General features: G+C 67.2%; 14 protein-coding genes. 8 read left to right on the forward strand and 6 right to left on the reverse strand.

The genetic code is table 11. The features are described 5' to 3' along the window. Window positions 1-49: 49 nt before the first annotated feature. Window positions 50-1,300 carry a glycosyltransferase gene (locus tag EQ874_RS16550; protein WP_242496783.1) on the forward strand — a complete coding sequence of 417 codons (1,251 nt, stop codon included), beginning with the start codon at window positions 50-52 and terminating at the stop codon, window positions 1,298-1,300. 23 nt (window positions 1,301-1,323) lie between these two features. On the opposite strand, the gene EQ874_RS16555 is transcribed toward EQ874_RS16550, so the two are convergent. Together EQ874_RS16555 and EQ874_RS16560 are read right to left on the reverse strand one after the other, a co-directional pair. After that, window positions 1,324-1,830, reverse strand: a complete 507-nt coding sequence (locus EQ874_RS16555; protein ID WP_129977446.1) for a hypothetical protein — start codon at window positions 1,828-1,830, stop codon at window positions 1,324-1,326. Between the two features lie 188 nt (window positions 1,831-2,018). Then, complete coding sequence (locus tag EQ874_RS16560; RefSeq protein WP_129977448.1) at window positions 2,019-2,462, reverse strand: STAS domain-containing protein; 444 nt, start codon at window positions 2,460-2,462, stop codon at window positions 2,019-2,021. A gap of 312 nt (window positions 2,463-2,774) precedes the next feature. Here EQ874_RS16560 and EQ874_RS16565 point away from each other — a divergent pair, with 312 nt between their 5' ends. After that, complete coding sequence (locus EQ874_RS16565) at window positions 2,775-3,194, forward strand: ATP-binding protein (RefSeq protein ID WP_026002807.1); 420 nt, start codon at window positions 2,775-2,777, stop codon at window positions 3,192-3,194. Beyond that, window positions 3,191-3,973 (forward strand): SigB/SigF/SigG family RNA polymerase sigma factor, encoded by a 783-nt coding sequence (locus tag EQ874_RS16570; RefSeq protein ID WP_016931985.1) that lies wholly within the window; start codon window positions 3,191-3,193, stop codon window positions 3,971-3,973. The genes EQ874_RS16565 and EQ874_RS16570 overlap by 4 nt, the downstream gene beginning before the upstream one ends. 57 nt (window positions 3,974-4,030) lie before the next feature. Here the strand turns inward: EQ874_RS16570 and EQ874_RS16575 are convergent, their stop codons facing one another. The 4 genes from EQ874_RS16575 to aceA form a co-directional block, all read right to left on the reverse strand. Further along, entirely contained in the window at window positions 4,031-5,089 is a 1,059-nt protein-coding gene (locus tag EQ874_RS16575) for an NAD(P)-dependent alcohol dehydrogenase (RefSeq protein WP_129977450.1), read from the reverse strand. A gap of 107 nt (window positions 5,090-5,196) precedes the next feature. After that, window positions 5,197-7,488, reverse strand: a complete 2,292-nt coding sequence (gene metE, locus EQ874_RS16580) for a 5-methyltetrahydropteroyltriglutamate--homocysteine S-methyltransferase (RefSeq protein WP_129977452.1) — start codon at window positions 7,486-7,488, stop codon at window positions 5,197-5,199. A gap of 102 nt (window positions 7,489-7,590) precedes the next feature. Continuing rightward, window positions 7,591-8,487, reverse strand: coding sequence for a 3-hydroxybutyryl-CoA dehydrogenase (locus tag EQ874_RS16585; protein WP_016931982.1), 897 nt, complete (start codon window positions 8,485-8,487; stop codon window positions 7,591-7,593). A 177-nt stretch (window positions 8,488-8,664) separates the two neighbouring features. Continuing rightward, window positions 8,665-9,954 carry an isocitrate lyase gene (gene aceA, locus EQ874_RS16590; RefSeq protein WP_016931981.1) on the reverse strand — a complete coding sequence of 430 codons (1,290 nt, stop codon included), beginning with the start codon at window positions 9,952-9,954 and terminating at the stop codon, window positions 8,665-8,667. 532 nt (window positions 9,955-10,486) lie between these two features. On the opposite strand from aceA, the gene EQ874_RS16595 reads away from it, so the two are divergent. From EQ874_RS16595 to urtA, 5 genes are all read left to right on the forward strand, one after another. Beyond that, complete coding sequence (locus tag EQ874_RS16595) at window positions 10,487-11,632, forward strand: globin domain-containing protein (protein ID WP_242496784.1); 1,146 nt, start codon at window positions 10,487-10,489, stop codon at window positions 11,630-11,632. Window positions 11,633-11,685: 53 nt separating this feature from the next. Beyond that, window positions 11,686-13,098, forward strand: a complete 1,413-nt coding sequence (gene ramB / locus EQ874_RS16600) for an acetate metabolism transcriptional regulator RamB (protein ID WP_016931979.1) — start codon at window positions 11,686-11,688, stop codon at window positions 13,096-13,098. A gap of 19 nt (window positions 13,099-13,117) precedes the next feature. After that, window positions 13,118-13,519 carry a PPOX class F420-dependent oxidoreductase gene (locus EQ874_RS16605; protein WP_129977453.1) on the forward strand — a complete coding sequence of 134 codons (402 nt, stop codon included), beginning with the start codon at window positions 13,118-13,120 and terminating at the stop codon, window positions 13,517-13,519. Between the two features lie 163 nt (window positions 13,520-13,682). Next, window positions 13,683-14,567, forward strand: a complete 885-nt coding sequence (locus EQ874_RS16610; RefSeq protein ID WP_129977455.1) for a type IV toxin-antitoxin system AbiEi family antitoxin domain-containing protein — start codon at window positions 13,683-13,685, stop codon at window positions 14,565-14,567. A 233-nt stretch (window positions 14,568-14,800) separates the two neighbouring features. Next, window positions 14,801-16,072, forward strand: coding sequence for an urea ABC transporter substrate-binding protein (gene urtA / locus EQ874_RS16615; protein WP_129977457.1), 1,272 nt, complete (start codon window positions 14,801-14,803; stop codon window positions 16,070-16,072). The last annotated feature ends 6 nt before the right edge of the window (window positions 16,073-16,078 follow it).

A 16,078-nucleotide genomic window follows, 5' to 3' on the forward strand; every position in this document is an offset into this window, starting at 1 on the left:
TCCCACCGTGACGGGTTTATCCCCCTTCCCGCACGGGAATACTGCTGTGGTGAAGATCGCGATGCTTGCGGGACAAGTGAATCCCCTGCTCGGTCATGCTGCGCCCGCGAGCGCGCCGCCCGGAGGACTGCATGTCCATCTCGACGGGCTGTCCTCTGCCCTCTCTGCGGCCGGCCACGAGGTCGTGGTGTACACGCGCCGCGAGGACAGCACCGGTCCCGACCGGATCTCGACCCCCGGCGGATACGAGGTGGTGCAGATACCGGCAGGGCCGCTGTCCCCGCTGCATCCCGACGAAACAGCTTCCGCTATGGGTGAATTCGGCACCTTCCTGGATCGGGAATGGCGCGTGCAGCCACCCGATATCACGCACGCCCACTACTGGCTGTCGGGTCTGGCCACCCAGCTCGCCACCCGGTCACTGGGCATTCCCACGGTCCAGACGTTCCACTCACTGGGCACGGTCGAACAACGGATCCGGGAGAAGCCTTCGACGGATACACACTCACGGGATCGAATCCGCTTGGAGCGACTCATCGCCCGAGGCGCGACACGCATGATCGCGACGAGCTCGGACGAAGTCTTCGAACTGGCACGCATGGGACTTCCGCGCACGCGCACCACGGTGGTCCCGAGTGGAGTGGACGCCGCACACTACTGCACCGCCGCCGCTCCCGACACCACCCGGACCCGCCGGCATCGGCTCGTCGCCGCCGGTCCTCTCGAACCGGGTTCCGGATTCGACACCGTCATCGACGCTCTGGCCGGTGTTCCCGATACCGAACTGGTCATCGCCGCACATCCCGCTCCCGCCTACGTGTCACGCCGATCCGACGAGCAGGAGAAGTCCCGTCTCACGAAGCTCGCGCGTGCGCGCGGAGTGCACGGACGCGTTCGGATCCGGCACGACGTCGGCCGGGACGAGATGCCCGCACTGCTCCGCTCCGCCGATGCCGTGGTGTCGACCCCCTGGCACGACCCGTCCGGGATGCTCGCCCTGCAGGCGATGGCATGTGGTCGTCCGGTGATCGCGTCGGCCTCCGGAGGAATGCTCGACACGGTTCTCGACGACGCCACGGGCATTCTCGTGCCCACCCGCTCCCCCGAGGCCGTCGCTGCGGCCGCGCGCCGGCTCCTCGCCGATGCCACGACGCGCGCAACCTTCGGGATCGCCGGACGCGACCGCGTACTGGCCCGATACACCTGGGATCGCGTGGCCGAGGACACCCTTCGGGCCTACGAGCGGTGCGTACCTGTCCGGCGCACTGCACACCGGACCGCACGGACCGGTGTGCAGTAGCGTCCGGCAGGACGCCGGAACGATCAGCGACGGTGGTCCTGATCGTTCCGGTGGGCGCCCGCACGGCCGGCGTCGTCGATCCGCCCCTCACCTGTGGGCACACCGTTCGGGACCTGGCCCGACGAACCGGCCGTGCGCGGAGTCGATTCCGCGCGGTGGCCGGCCGACCCGGCACGCTCTGCCGAACGGGGATCCAGCTCTTCTGCCCGGCGACGACGTTCGTCGAGTTCGGCCCGGGCGGCGTCGGCCGTGTGCCGCTCCTCTTCGGACCGGGCACGCAGACGCTCCGCTTCGGCCGCCTTCGCTTCGGCTTCCGCCGCGGCGCGACGGGCTTCCGCTTCCGTACGTTCGGCCGACGCGGCCCGCTGCTCGACTCCCGGCCTGTTCTCCTCGACGCTGCGACGCAGCCGCTCGGCTTCGGCGCGCCGACGCTCGGCCCGCCGGTTGCGGAGCGTCCACACCAGCACCGCAAGCAGCACCAACGCGACGACCACCGCTATCACCAGCAGAATCCAGTCGTTCGTGCCCATCTCGACCTCCTCGGGTTCATCAGCGGGTTCCCCGGGGTCGAAGCGACGAAACGGGCAGGTCGAGCCGAACGGCACAGGACGGACCGGCCTCGAACGGAACCGTTGCCGCCCGGGTGTCCCGAACGGCAACGGTATGGAGGGGCGTGGCGGATTGCGGGCCACGCCGTGTGGTCGACTCTCCCGACCTCTTACGTCACAGGAGCGACCGCAGCGAGCGCTGCTTCGCGTGTCCTACAGGCCTTGGCCGCGAGGTCCGCGTCGGCGATCCGGAGAAGCCGTTCCACGGGCCGCCCGCTCAGGAGAACCCAGCGGACGTTCAGAGCACGAGCACGTTCGTCGAGATCGTCGAAGACCGACAACCCGGCCGCACCGAAGAACTCGACGGCCGCGAGGTCCACGACCATACGGACCGCCTCTTCGAGCTGTCGGTGCGTGAATGCGTGCAGAGCGTGTGCGTTACGGATGTCGATCTCGCCTCGCACACCGACCCAGACCAGATCCGGTTCGATCCGCTGAGCGCTGAACTCCGCCCCGACGACCCGCTCTGCAGGGATATCGGATCTGATCGGCCGAGCCGACCATGCGGATGCGGCAGGATCTACCTGTGCGGCAATTCGCTGAGGAACTGTCATAGCACTTCCCAACATCGAAAATTTCAGGAAGCGCGACCGACGAGACAGGCACAGCCGGTGATCGATCGGAACCCTCCCGTTACGGGTGGCGCTTCCGGGTTCTCGGCTGTGTGCTCAACCTTCTTTCCCGACAGTAGTCCACCAACCGTCGGCGCTCAACAGGTCGATCGTGCATTTCGGGCGGATCGCCGGCACCTGCGCAGGTCACAGCAGATGGATTGAATTCGCGGTATCTGGGTAATCTCTCCGACGACGACCAGACAGACAGACACGACCCGCTCACCCCACCCCCGTACTGGAGACACAAGGCTCATGGCAAAATCCGCGTCGATCGAATCGGCACGCGACCACACTCCCCCGGTAGTCGAATTGCGAGTGGAAGCCCACCCCGATCAGCTCGCGGTCCTCCGCGCGGTAGCCGCCGCGATCGCGCTGCAGCACGACTTCGACCTCGATACCGTGGCGGACGTGAAGCTCGCTGTCGACGAAGCGGCCACGCGGCTGATCATGGGCGCGCCCGAGGACGCGATCCTGGCGTGCTCCTTCCGGGCGGCCCTCCCGCTACTGCACATCAGCCTGTCGGCACCGACGGAGGACGCCTCCGCTATCGGCCAGCCGCGCTCCTTCGGATGGCACGTGCTCAATTCGTTGACCGAGTCCATCTCGGTGACCAGCAACGATTCGCGCGCCACGATCGACATGTCCATCGCCGAAGGCAGCGCCGATCGGTGACGCGCAACACGGGTAGGTCGAGCGACGAATACGCCGACGTCACCGAAACTCTCAGAACACTCCTTGCGCTCGACGAGGACGACCCCGGTCGTATCCGCATTCGCGACGAAGTGGTCGCCCGGTGCCTTCCGCTCGCCGAGCACATCGCCCGTCGTTTCGACGGCCGCGGTGAGGCGTTCGAAGACCTCTTGCAGGTCGCGCGTCTGGGCCTGGTCAACGCAGTCGACCGCTTCGACCCCGAACGAGGTTCGGATTTCGTCTCTTTCGCGGTCCCCACGATCATGGGCGAGGTGCGTCGGCACTTTCGTGATGCCGGCTGGGCCGTTCGTGTGCCCAGGCGGATGAAGGAACTGCACCTGTCCCTGAGCAAGGCCACATCCGAGCTCTCCCAGCAGCTCGGCCGGGCGCCCACCGCCTCCGAACTCGCCGAGGAACTCGGCATCGAGCAGGAGGAGGTGCTGCAGGGTCTCGTCGCCGGCAACGCCTATCAGACGGTGTCGGTCGACCGGTCGTCCCCGTCCGGCGACGACGGGCTCACCCTCGCCGACACGCTGGGCGACTACGACGCCGCACTCGACGAGGTCGAGAACCACGAGGCGCTGAGACCACTGCTCGAGGCCCTTCCTGCAAGGGAGCGCACGGTCGTCCTGCTGCGCTTCTTCGGCAACATGACGCAGACGCAGATCGCCGAGCGAGTGGGTGTCTCGCAGATGCACGTGTCGCGTCTGCTCACGAAGACCCTCGCGCAGCTGCGCGAGCAACTCGGCGACAACTTCTGACGGGGTCGACGTCCCGGGTCTGCACCCGGGACGTCGACCGTCGCCCGAACGTGATGCTCAGAATGTCGAGGCGTCGATCACGAAGCGATAGCGCACGTCGCTGGCCACGACGCGGTCGTACGCCTCGTCGATCCGGTCCGCCGAGATCAGTTCGATCTCCGCACCGATGCCGTGTTCGGCGCAGAAGTCGAGCATCGCCTGCGTATCGGGAATGCCGCCGACATTCGATCCGGCCATCGCGCGATCGTTCATCGCCAGGGAGAATGCCCGCACCGACAGCGGCTTCTCCGGCAGCCCCAGGCCGACGAGGGTGCCGTGCAGCCGCAGCAACGACAGGTAGCGGTCGAGGTCGAGGTTGACCGAGACGGTGTTGAGGATCAGGTCGAACTTCCCGCGGAGCTCCGAGAACGTCTCCGGGACCTCGGTGGATCGATAGTCGACCGCACCGAATCGCAGGCCGTCCTCCCTCTTCGACAACGAATGGCCGAGCACGGTCACCTCCGCGCCCATCGCCGCCGCGATCTTCACACCGACGTGCCCGAGGCCGCCCATCCCGATGATCGCGACCCTGCTCCCCGGACCCGCGTTCCACCGCTTCAGCGGCGAGTACAGGGTGATCCCCGCGCACAGCAACGGTGCTGCGGCAGCCGGATCGAGCCCGTCCGGGATCCGCAGGACGAAATGTTCGGTGACGACGATGTGCGTCGAGTAGCCGCCCTGGGTGACGGTGCCGTCGCGGTCGACGGAGTTGTAGGTCCCCGTGGCACGAGCGGTGCAGTGTTGTTCGAAACCCGTTCGGCAGGGGTCGCATTCGCCGCACGAATCGACGAAGCAGCCCACGCCCACCCGGTCGCCGACGGCGTGGCGAGTGACCTCGGGACCGACCGCGGCCACGGTGCCGACGATCTCGTGCCCCGGCACGATCGGGTACTCGGTTCCGCCCCACTCGTTCCGCGCGGTGTGGATGTCCGAATGACAGATGCCGGCGAACTCGATGGCGATGAGCACGTCGAGCGGGCCGAGGGCACGCCGTTCGACGGTGGTCTTCGACAGAGGCGCATCGGGCGCGGTGGCGGCGTAGGCGGCGACGGTGGTCGTACCGGTGGTGGACGTCATCCCTCCACAACTACTCCACCTCACGACGACATGCACCCGCGGTAGTTCCCGCGGGTGCATGTCGTCGATACGGTTCCGCTCTCCGGCCCGGTGCGCCGCCCGGCGACCTAGTCGGCCTGGTGCGCCGCCCGGCGGCGCAGTCGGCGGGCTGCCGCGACGAGATTGCGCAGCGACGGTTCGAGCTGCCAGTGGTGACGGGTCTTGAGGCCGCCGTCCGGGTTGGCCCACAACCGGTCCAGTTCCACCGATTCGGCCGCTTCGGTGAGCAGCTCGTCCAGTTCGTCGATGTCCGGGATCCGCGCCGACCGCGACTCGTAGACGCCGGGGCCGACACCGTGGGACAGCGCGCGGTCCTTGATCGCCTCGAGCACCCAGCGGATCGAGCGCGTCGCCACGATCGCCGTGACGTCGGCATCGAGCCGTTCGATCGCGTCGACCACCGACGTCTGACCCGAGTAGGTCAGGTGCGTATGGATCTGCGTCTCCGGCTTCGCACCACCGGTCGCGAGACGGAAGGCATCGACCGCCCAGTCGAGGTACTCGGCGCGCCCGTCCTGCCGCAGCGGCAGCAGTTCCCGGATGGCCGGTTCGTCGACCTGGATGATCGCGATGCCCGCCCGCTCGAGATCGGCGATCTCGTCACGGATGGCCAGCGCGAGCTGATCGGCCGTCTCGTGGAGCGGTTGATCCTGACGCACGTACGAGCGCGCCAGCATCGTCACCGGGCCGGTGAGCATGCCCTTGACCGGCTTGTCGGTCAGCGACTGCGCGAACGCGATCCACTCGACCGTCATCGACTTCGGGCGCACGATGTCTCCGTAGAGGATCGGCGGACGCGTGCAGCGTGAACCGTAGGCCTGCACCCAACCGAAGTGCGTGGTGGCGAAGCCCTCCATCAACTCCGCGAAGTACTGCACCATGTCGTTGCGTTCGTGCTCGCCGTGGACGAGGACGTCGAGACCGATGTTCTCCTGCAGACGGATGGTGGACTCGATCTCCTCCTGGATCCGCTTGACGTACTCGTCGTACGACATGCGACCACGACCGAGTTCTGCTCGCGCCCTGCGGATCTCCGCGGTCTGCGGAAACGACCCGAGGGTGGTCGCCGGCACCGGCGGAAGATTCAGGCGCTCGCTCTGTGCGACCTGCCGCTCCTCGTACGGCGCGCGCACCCGATGGGCGGGTGTGACCGCATTGAGACGCGCACGCACGGTGTGCTTCTGCTTGAAGTGCACCGACACGGGCGGCTTGCGCCAACGCTCCTCTGCTCCGGTCGTGAGCGCCTTGGCGAGGGAGACCACCTCCCCCACCTTCTGCTTCGCGAAGGCGAGACGATCGGCCACGTCTCCGGGGATGTCGTACTCGACGAGCACGTCGTAGGGCACGTGCAGCAGCGAGCACGAGGTCGACACGACGAGATCCGGTGCGACGGCGGCGATCGACTTCAGGTACTCGAGCGTGCGGTGGCGGTCGGCCTTCCACACGTTGCGGCCGTCGACGACCCCGGCGTAGATGCGTTTGCGCTTCAACCCGGGAACGGCGGCCAGTTCGGCCGCGCCGATGCGTCCGTTGACGAGGTCCAGGCCGATCGCCTCGACCTTCGACGCGGCCAGGATCGGCAGCGCCTCACCGAGATGCCCGTACGGGCCGGTGACGAGCAGACGCGGCCGCAGCGGAGCGTGCGAGAGCACGTCGTAGGCCCGCGCGAGGGCTGCGAGCTCCTCTTCCCTGCGGTCCTCGGTGAACGACGGCTCGTCGAGCTGCACGCAGGTCGCGCCGGCCCGCGCGAGCTGCTCGAAGAGCTTCTCGTACTCGGGGAGCAGTGCATCGAGCAGGTCGAGGGTGCGGAAACCCTCCTTCGTCGAGGTCGGCGCGACCTTCGACAGCAACAGCAGCGAGACCGGGCCGAGCACCACCGGCCGCAGTTCGACGCCCTCGGCCTTCGCGCGCTCGAACTCGTCGAGCACTGCCGCCGAGTTCAACCCGAAGACGGTGTTCTCGTCGAGTTCGGGCTGGCGGTAGTGGTAGTTGCTGCCGAACCAGCGCACCAGCTCGAGCGGCGGGAAGTCCTCGCGTCCGCGGCAGAGTGTGAAGTACAGATCGAGCGGGTCGAGCTCGTCGACCAGCGGACGGAACCGCTCGGGCAGCGCCCCGAACAACAGGGCGTTGTCGAGGACGTGGTCGTAGTAGGAGAACGTGTTGCCGGGTACCTGGGTCAGACCCGTGGCTGCGAGCTCGCGCCAGGTGTTCTCCTGGAGCTCGCGAGCGACCGCGACGAGTTCGTCCCGCGTGCCCTCACCGTGCCAGTAGGCCTCGAGGGCGAACTTGAGCTCGCGGCGGGGACCGATGCGCGGGTACCCGAGGATGCTGGATCCGTATCCGTCGGCAGGAGTTGCCATGTCGGCGTCGACCTTTCCCTCATGCACACCGCGCCCGTGCACCGGTGACCAGTGCGGACACTGTCTCCGGGCACGGGCGCCGTGTGCGGTGGTGCTACCTGGCTAGCCGGCCTTCTTGACCGTGCGGCCGTTGTCGGCGTACTCGTAGAAGCCGGCGCCCGACTTCTTGCCGACGAGTCCCGCCTCGACCATGCGCTGCAGCAGCGGCGGTGCCGAGTACAGGGGCTCCTTGAACTCCTCGTACATGGAGTCGGCGATCGACTTGACGGTGTCCAGACCGACGAGGTCGGTCAGGGCGAGCGGACCCATCGGGTGGGCGCAGCCCAGGACCATCGTCTTGTCGATGTCCTCCTTGGTGGCGAAGCCGGACTCGACCATCCGGATCGCCGAGAGCAGGTACGGCACCAGCAGTGCGTTGGCGATGAAACCTGCGCGATCGGAGGACCGCACGACCTGCTTGCCCAGTACGTCGGCGGCGAAGGCCTCGGCGCGCTTGGAGACGGTGGGGCCGGTCTTCAGGGTGGTGACGAGCTCGACGAGCGGGAGCACCGGCACGGGGTTGAAGAAGTGCATGCCGATGACACGCTCGGGGGCGCGGGTGGCGATACCGAGCTTCATGATCGGGATCGACGAGGTGTTCGAGGCGAGCACCGCGTTGGGATCGGTGACGATCTTGTCGAGCTCGGCGAAGATCTCGCTCTTGACCTTCTCGTCCTCGACGACGGCCTCCACGACGAGCTGCCGATCGGCGAAGTCACCGAGATCGGAGGTGAAGCGCAGACGCCATGCGGCCTGCTCACGCTCCCGTTCGGTGATCTTGCCGCTGCTGACACCCCGGTCGAGCGACCGGAGGATGCGGGCGCGTCCTGCAGCCGCGAGTTCGCGGGTCTGCTCGAACACCAGTACGTCGACATGAGCGCGTGCGCACACCTCGGCGATACCTGCGCCCATGATGCCGGCGCCGATCACGCCGACGCGCTGAATCTTTTCGCTGGTCACGTCAGCTCCTTCTCGTTGTGGGGGTCGTGGCCGAGGGTCGTCGGTGCACGGGGAAACGCATCGAGGGTGTGCCCATCGGAGCATCGAACCGCTCCAGATGCGCACACACCCCGCGGCGAGACATGGGGACCTGTGGATCCCGCCGCGGGGTGGTGGCCTCTTCGGTGGCGCTTGTTCCTAGTGGAACTGGCCTTCCTCGGTGGAGCCCTTCAGGGCAGCCGTGGAGGTGTTGGGATCGACGGTGGTGGCGATGCTGTCGAAGTAGCCGGCACCGACCTCACGCTGGTGCTTGATGGCGGTGAAGCCGCGCTCCTTGGCCGCCTTGAACTCGCGCTCCTGCAGGTCGACGAAGGCCGTCATGCCCTCGCGGGCGTAGCCGTGGGCCAGGTCGAACATGCCGTAGTTGAGCGAGTGGAAGCCGGCGAGGGTGATGAACTGGAACTTGAAGCCCATCGCGCCGAGCTCCTTCTGGAACTTCGCGATGGTCGCGTCGTCCAGGTGAGCCTTCCAGTTGAAGGACGGCGAGCAGTTGTAGGCGAGCAGCTGATCCGGGAACTCGCTGCGAACGGCCTCGGCGAACTTCTTCGCGACCTCGAGGTCCGGCACGCCGGTCTCCATCCAGATGAGATCGGAGTACGGAGCGTAGGCCTTCGCACGGGCGATGCAGGGCTCGATGCCGTTCTTGACGCCGAAGAAGCCTTCGGCGGTGCGGGTGCCGTCGAGGAACTCGCGGTCGCGCTCGTCCACATCGGAGGTGATGAGGGTCGCGGCCTCGGCGTCGGTACGGGCGATGACGACCGTGGGGACGTCGGCGACGTCGGCCGCGAGGCGAGCCGAGGTCAGGGTGCGGATGTGCTGCTGCGTGGGGATGAGCACCTTGCCACCGAGGTGACCGCACTTCTTCTCCGACGCGAGCTGGTCCTCCCAGTGCGAACCGGCGACGCCGGCCGCGATCATGGCCTTCTGCAGCTCGTAGACGTTGAGGGCGCCACCGAAGCCGGCCTCACCGTCGGCGACGATCGGGGCGAGCCAGTTCTCGACGGAGGTGTCGCCCTCGACCTTGGCGATCTCGTCGGCGCGCAGCAGCGCGTTGTTGATGCGGCGCACGACCTGCGGAACCGAGTTCGCCGGGTACAGCGACTGGTCCGGGTAGGTGTGGCCCGAGAGGTTGGCATCGCCGGCGACCTGCCAGCCGGACAGGTAGATGGCCTTCAGGCCGGCGCGGACCTGCTGGACGGCCTGGTTACCCGTGAGGGCACCGAGCGAGTTGATGTAGTCCTCGTTGTTGACGAGATCCCACAGGATCTCGGAACCGCGGCGGGCGAGGGTGGCTTCCTCGACGACGGTGCCCTGCAGCTTGGCGACCTGCTCGGCGGTGTAGTTGCGGGTGACCCCCTTCCAGCGCGGATTGGTGTCCCAATCCTTCTGGATCTCTTCTGCAGTCCTCGGGGTGCCGGTGGTCGACATCAAATCTCCACTCTCTAGATCTGCCCCGCTCCGGATGAAGCAGTACGCCTGTACGACTTCACATCCTTTGCGTGCCGTTCGGATGTACAAGAACGACAATGGCACACTCCAAAAACCCCGTCTACCTGTTGCTAATGCCAATCTCGGTTATTTTCGAAGCAGGCATTGCAAATTTTGCTAATCGATGGCCGGTCCAACTACCCGAATCGGGCACAGGTTTATTACCCGCGAGTAGTAACTACCTCGGGTTTTGCCGCCCCCTCCCGTACGCCGACGTCGGGACGTAGTGCTCCGCCGAATCACCCACCGGCGGACAGATCGGACAGCCGCCTGTGACCGCCTTCACAAGAGGTGATCTGCCCTCGCGATGCCCATTGACCCCTCGAATCCCACCCGTAACATGTCTCCGGCCGGATCGGGGCCGGCGCGTCGCACTGCTCGGCCTGTCCGGCCCCGGTCGAACAGCCCCCGAACACGAGGAGTCGACATTCTCTCGAGTACGTCGCGGTCGATCATCGAAGCGACCCTGCCGGTGGTCGGAGCCGAGATCGGCACGATCTCACGTGTCTTCTACAACCGGCTCTTCCGTGCCGTCCCCTCCCTGCGGGACATCTTCAACCGCACCAACCAGGCCGACGGCGCCCAGCAACGGGCCCTCGCCGACTCGGTGGCCGCCTTCGCATCGCTGCTCGTCAGCCATGCGCCGACCGACATCGATCCGATCATGGAGCGGATCGCGGCCAAGCACGCCTCCCTCGGCGTGCGGGCCGTGCACTACGAGATCGTGCGAACCCACCTCTTCGCCGCGATAGCCGAGGTGCTCGGCGCGGCCGTCACACCGCAGGTCGCCGTGGCCTGGCACGAGGTGTACACGTTGATGGCGAATTCTCTGGTGGAGCAGGAGACGAAGCTGTACCGGCAGGCCGGCGTCGCGCCCGGCGACATCTGGCGCCGGGTGGTCGTCACCGAGCACGAATACGACGGTGCGCATGCGGCCACCCTCCACCTCCGCTCCGTCGACGGCGGGCCACTGCCGGCCTTCCTTCCGGGGCAGTACATCTCGGTGCGGGTCGCGCTCTCCGACGGGACCGAGCAGATCCGCCAGTACACGGTGTTCCCGGGCAGGACGAGCGGTGAGTGGGCGGTGACCGTCAAGCGCGTACCGGGCGGACTCGTCTCCCCGGTGCTGTGCGACGGCCTGCGGTCCGGCGACCGCCTCCTCGTGTCGCCGCCCTTCGGCAGCGTGGTGGTCGACTCGGGCAGCGAACCGCTGCTGCTCGTCTCGGCGGGCGTGGGCGTGACCATGACCGTCGCCGCGCTGCGCGACCTCCAGTCCCGCCACGACGGCCGGAGCGTCGACGTCGTCCACCTCGACCGCACCCCCTACGAGCAACCGCATCGGACCGAGATCCGGACCCTGGTCGACTCGCTGCCGAACGCCCGACTCCACGTGCGCTACACCGAATACGACGAGATCCGTAGCGGCGGACGAACCCCCCTGTCCGGCTTGGCGATTCCGGGCGACGCCCGCACCTACGTGTGCGGTCCGATCCCGTTCATGCGCGCGATCCGCACCGACCTCGTCGCCTCCGGTGTGGCTCCGGCGTCGATCCGGTTCGAGGCGTTCGCGCCCGGTTCGTGGTTCGGCCTCGAAGCGCCACCGGCCCCCGTCGATTAACATGCTGCAAACGTCACCTTGCGAAGGCTGCAAGGCAGTTCTACCCTGGGCGAATGGCCAAGACCTATGTAGGCGCCCGGCTGCGGCAGCTACGCACCGAGCGAGGACTCAGCCAAGCGGCGCTCGCCAAGACCCTCGAGATCTCCGCAAGCTATCTCAATCAGATCGAGCACGACGTCCGGCCCCTGACCGTGCCCGTCCTGCTCCGCATCAGCGAGGTCTTCGGGGTGGACGCCACCTTCTTCTCCTCGCAGGACGATACGCGCCTGATCGCCGAAATGCGGGAGGTCGCGCTCGACCGGGAGATGGGCATCGAGGCCGACGCCCAGGAGATCGCCGAGATGGTCGCCGCCCACCCCACCCTCGCGCGGGCGATGGTCAACCTGCACCGGCGCTTCCGCAACACCACCGCACAACTCGCCGTCGCCACCGAGGAGCGGTACAGCGACGGAAGCGGCAGCGGCGCGATCACGATGCCGCACGAAGAGGTACGCGACTACTTCTACCAGCGACAGAACTACCTGCACGATCTCGACACCGCCGCCGAGGAACTGGCCAACCGCATCCGTTTCCACCGCGGCGATGTCGGCGGCGAGATCGCCCGACGCCTGACCACGGCCCACGACGTGCAGATCGTCAAGCGCATCGACCTCGGCGAGAACATCCTGCACCGCTACGACCCCGAGACCCGCGTCCTCGAGGTCGCGCCGCAACTGTCCGGTGGCCAGCAGGTGTTCAAGCTGGCCATCGAACTCGCATATCTGGAGTGCGGAGAGCTCATCGACCGTCTCGTCGCGGAGGGCTCGTTCACCAGCGATCCCTCGCGAGCACTGGCCCGGCTGGGGCTCGCCAACTACTGGGCGGCCGCGTTGATCCTGCCGTACACGCAGTTCCACGAGATCGCCGAGGACTTCCGGTACGACGTCGAGCGCCTGTCGGCCTTCTACGGCGTCAGCTACGAGACGGTCGCGCACCGGCTCTCGACCCTGCAACGCCCGAAACTGCGGGGTGTCCCGTTCTCGTTCGTCCGCGTCGACCGCGCCGGGAACATGTCGAAGCGGCAGTCCGCCACCGGTTTCCACTTCTCCACGAGCGGCGGCACGTGCCCGCTGTGGAACGTCTACGAGACCTTCGCCTATCCCGGCAAGATCATGACGCAGATCGCGCAGATGCCCGACGGTCGTCGCTATCTGTGGGTCGCGCGCACCGTCGAACGTCGCGCCGCGCGGTACGGTCAGCCGTCGAAGACGTTCGCGATCGGGCTCGGGTGCGAACTGCGGCACGCGCATCGTCTCGTCTACGCCGACGGTCTCGACCTCGACGACTCCAATCCCGGTACGCCGATCGGCTCGGGTTGCCGCGTGTGCGAGCGGATGAACTGCCCGCAGCGCGCGTTCCCACCCCTCGGCAAGGAGATCGACATCAACGAGCACCGCTCGTCGGTCTCGCCGTATCTGGTGCGTTGAGCGTCGGTAGGCTCGTCGCATGGCACGCACCCCCGACGCGATAGGCGCGAAGGCACTCGAGTTCCTGTCCGAGTACCACCTCGCGACGCTCACGACCCTCCGCAAGGACGGCTCGCCGCACGTCGTCGCCGTCGGGTTCACGTGGGACGAGAAGGCCGGCCTCGCCCGCGTCATCACCTTCGAAGGTTCGCAGAAGACGCTCAACGTCGAGCGCGGCGGTTACGCCGTCGTCAGCCAGGTCGACGGCGGACGCTGGCTCACCCTCGAGGGACCGGCCCGCGTGACGCGCGAGCCCGCCGACGTCCGCGAAGGCGAGCGTCGCTACGCCGCCCGCTACCGCGAGCCCCGCGCCAATCCCCGCCGCGTCGTCATCGAAATCACGGTCGAGCGCGTGATGGGCTCGGTTCTCGAACCCTCCTGACCCATCCGCTACGGAATTCGCCATTCGCTACGGAAATAGCTGCAGCAGATGACGAAAGATGTAGCGAATGCGTTGTCCACAGGGCGACGACTCATCCACAGATCGATCGGAATCCGCGTCGTCCGCAGCTTTTCGGCGGCGGACGTGGGGCAGGGTGGTCACCATGCAGCCCCTCCTGCGCGCCGACGCCCTGACGACCGGCCTCAGCGACACCGAAATCCGCCGAGCCCTGCGCAACGGTGAACTCGAACGACTCGAACCCGGCGTGTACATCGCCGATGCCTCCCTCGACGACCTCGACCGCTACCGCATGCGCGTCCGGTCCGTCGGTGCGCGCCTGTCCGCCGACACCGTGACCAGCCACGAGTCCGCCGCCGTCCTGCACGGACTCGCCCTGTGGAAGCCGGACCTCACGCGGGTGCACGTCACCCGCGACAGGTCGGGTGGTGGACGCAGGACCGCAAGTCGCAACCTGCACGTCGCGCCACTCCCCGCCGACGACCGCTCCGAGGTGGACGGAGTTCCCTGCACGTCGATGGCCCGGACGGTCGTCGACCTCGCCTGCACGCTCGACTTCGACGAATCGGTGATCGCGGGTGACTCCGCCGCAGCCCGTCAGCCGGGGTTCGCGGAAGCTCTCGCCCGTTGCCTGGCCGAGTCGGGCCCTCGTACGGGCATCGCCGCGGCACGGCGGGTGGCAGCATTCGTCGACGGTCGCAGTGAAAGCCCTGGCGAGTCGCTCAGCCGGGTGCGCATGCAGGAGGTCGGCATGCCGTCGCCGATCCTGCAGCAGGAGATCAGAACTCCCAGCGGACTCTTCGTCGGGCGAGCCGACTTCTACTGGGAGGACGAAGGCGTCGTCGGTGAGTTCGACGGCATGGGCAAGTACGACGACGGCGGGATCGAAGCCGTCCGACGGGAGAAGCGACGTGAGGACGCGCTGCGCGATCTCGGCTTCGAGGTGGTGCGGTGGACGTGGCCGGAGCTGTTCCGATTCGACGTGGTCCGCGCCCGTTTCGATCGGGCCGTCGCCCGTGCCCGGAGGTAATCGCTACACCTTCAGCTGTCCGCTACAGCAATTGCCGTAGCGGATAGCGAAGTCCGTAGCCGATGCTTGTGCGCGCTGTGTAACACGCGCGAAATCTGCGTCACGAGAACGTGACCGGAAGATATTCCCGCGCAACAACTCCCTTCTACTGTGTGGCCTCACGGATACAGCGCTGTATACGCCGCCCGGATACACCGGGACCTCTCCCGCCACCTTCGAAGGAAGGGCTCTACATGTCTGTTGTCAGGTCCAGGCTCGCCACCCGCGCCATCGCGGCCCCCGCCGCACTCGTCGCAGTCGGACTCGTCCTGTCCGCCTGCGGAAGCCGCGCGGGTGACGAGGGCAGCACCGCCGCCGGTGCTGCGTCGTGCGTCGACACCTCGGGCGACACCGTCACGGTGGGCTCGCTCAACTCGCTGTCGGGCACGATGGCCATCTCCGAGGTCACGGTCCGCGACTCGATCGCACTGGCCGTCGAGGAGATCAACGCCGACGGAGGTGTCCTCGGCAAGCAGATCCGGATCGTCTCCGAGGACGGCGCGTCCGAGCCGACGGTGTTCGCGGAGAAGGCCGAGAAGCTCATCGGATCCGACTGCGTCGCAGCGGTGTTCGGAGGCTGGACGTCGTCGAGCCGCAAGGCGATGCTGCCGGTCTTCGAGGACCGCAATGCGCTGCTGTACTACCCCGTCCAGTACGAGGGTCTCGAATCGTCGTCGAACATCTTCTACACCGGCGCGACCACCAACCAGCAGATCGTGCCTGCCCTGGACTACCTGAAGGAGCAGGGCGTGAAGTCGCTCTACCTCGTCGGTAGCGACTACGTCTTCCCGCAGACCGCCAACCGCATCATCAAGGCCTATGCCGAGGCCAACGGCATCGAGATCAAGGGTGAGGACTACACCCCGCTCGGCTCCACCGACTTCTCCACCATCGTCAACAAGGTGCGCACCGCCGACGCCGACGCGGTGTTCAACACCCTCAACGGCGATTCCAACGTCGCGTTCTTCCGCGAGTACACCAACGCCGGCCTGAACGCGAAGGACATGCCGGTCGTCTCGGTGTCCATCGCCGAGGAGGAGGTGGGTGGCATCGGTGCGCAGAACATCGAGGGCCAGCTCACCGCATGGAACTACTACCAGACCGTCGACTCGCCCGAGAACACGTCCTTCGTCGAGGCGTACAAGGCGAAGTACGGCGCGAACAAGCCGACCTCCGATCCCATGGAAGCCGCTTACACGTCGGTCTTCCTGTGGAAGAACACGGTCGAGAAGGCCGGATCGTTCGAGGTCGACGACGTGATCGCCGCTGCCGACGGGGTGTCCTTCGAAGCACCCGAGGGCACCGTGACCATCGACGGCGACAACCACCACATCACCAAGACCGCCCGCATCGGTGAGATCCGCGGCGACGGGCTGATCCACACCGTGTGGGAGTCCGACGGTGCCATCGAGCCCGACCCGTACCTCGAGTCCTACGACTGGGCTTCGGGCCTGTCCGGTAACTGACAGCAC

The organism is Rhodococcus sp. Q1 (assembly GCF_004153645.1).
GTDB classification, from domain to species: domain Bacteria; phylum Actinomycetota; class Actinomycetes; order Mycobacteriales; family Mycobacteriaceae; genus Rhodococcus; species Rhodococcus gordoniae.

Excerpts from the sequence above, each read along its gene's own strand:
- EQ874_RS16555 (WP_129977446.1), bottom strand. The coding sequence starts at position 1,830 with ATGGGCACGAACGACTGGATTCTGCTGGTGATAGCGGTGGTCGTCGCG.
- aceA (WP_016931981.1), bottom strand. The coding sequence starts at position 9,954 with ATGTCGACCACCGGCACCCCGAGGACTGCAGAAGAGATCCAGAAGGAT.
- EQ874_RS16565 (WP_026002807.1), top strand. The coding sequence starts at position 2,775 with ATGGCAAAATCCGCGTCGATCGAATCGGCACGCGACCACACTCCCCCG.
- EQ874_RS16610 (WP_129977455.1), top strand. The coding sequence starts at position 13,683 with ATGCAGCCCCTCCTGCGCGCCGACGCCCTGACGACCGGCCTCAGCGAC.
- metE (WP_129977452.1), bottom strand. The coding sequence starts at position 7,488 with ATGGCAACTCCTGCCGACGGATACGGATCCAGCATCCTCGGGTACCCG.
- EQ874_RS16605 (WP_129977453.1), top strand. The coding sequence starts at position 13,118 with ATGGCACGCACCCCCGACGCGATAGGCGCGAAGGCACTCGAGTTCCTG.
- ramB (WP_016931979.1), top strand. The coding sequence starts at position 11,686 with ATGGCCAAGACCTATGTAGGCGCCCGGCTGCGGCAGCTACGCACCGAG.
- urtA (WP_129977457.1), top strand. The coding sequence starts at position 14,801 with ATGTCTGTTGTCAGGTCCAGGCTCGCCACCCGCGCCATCGCGGCCCCC.
- EQ874_RS16560 (WP_129977448.1), bottom strand. The coding sequence starts at position 2,462 with ATGACAGTTCCTCAGCGAATTGCCGCACAGGTAGATCCTGCCGCATCC.
- EQ874_RS16575 (WP_129977450.1), bottom strand. The coding sequence starts at position 5,089 with ATGACGTCCACCACCGGTACGACCACCGTCGCCGCCTACGCCGCCACC.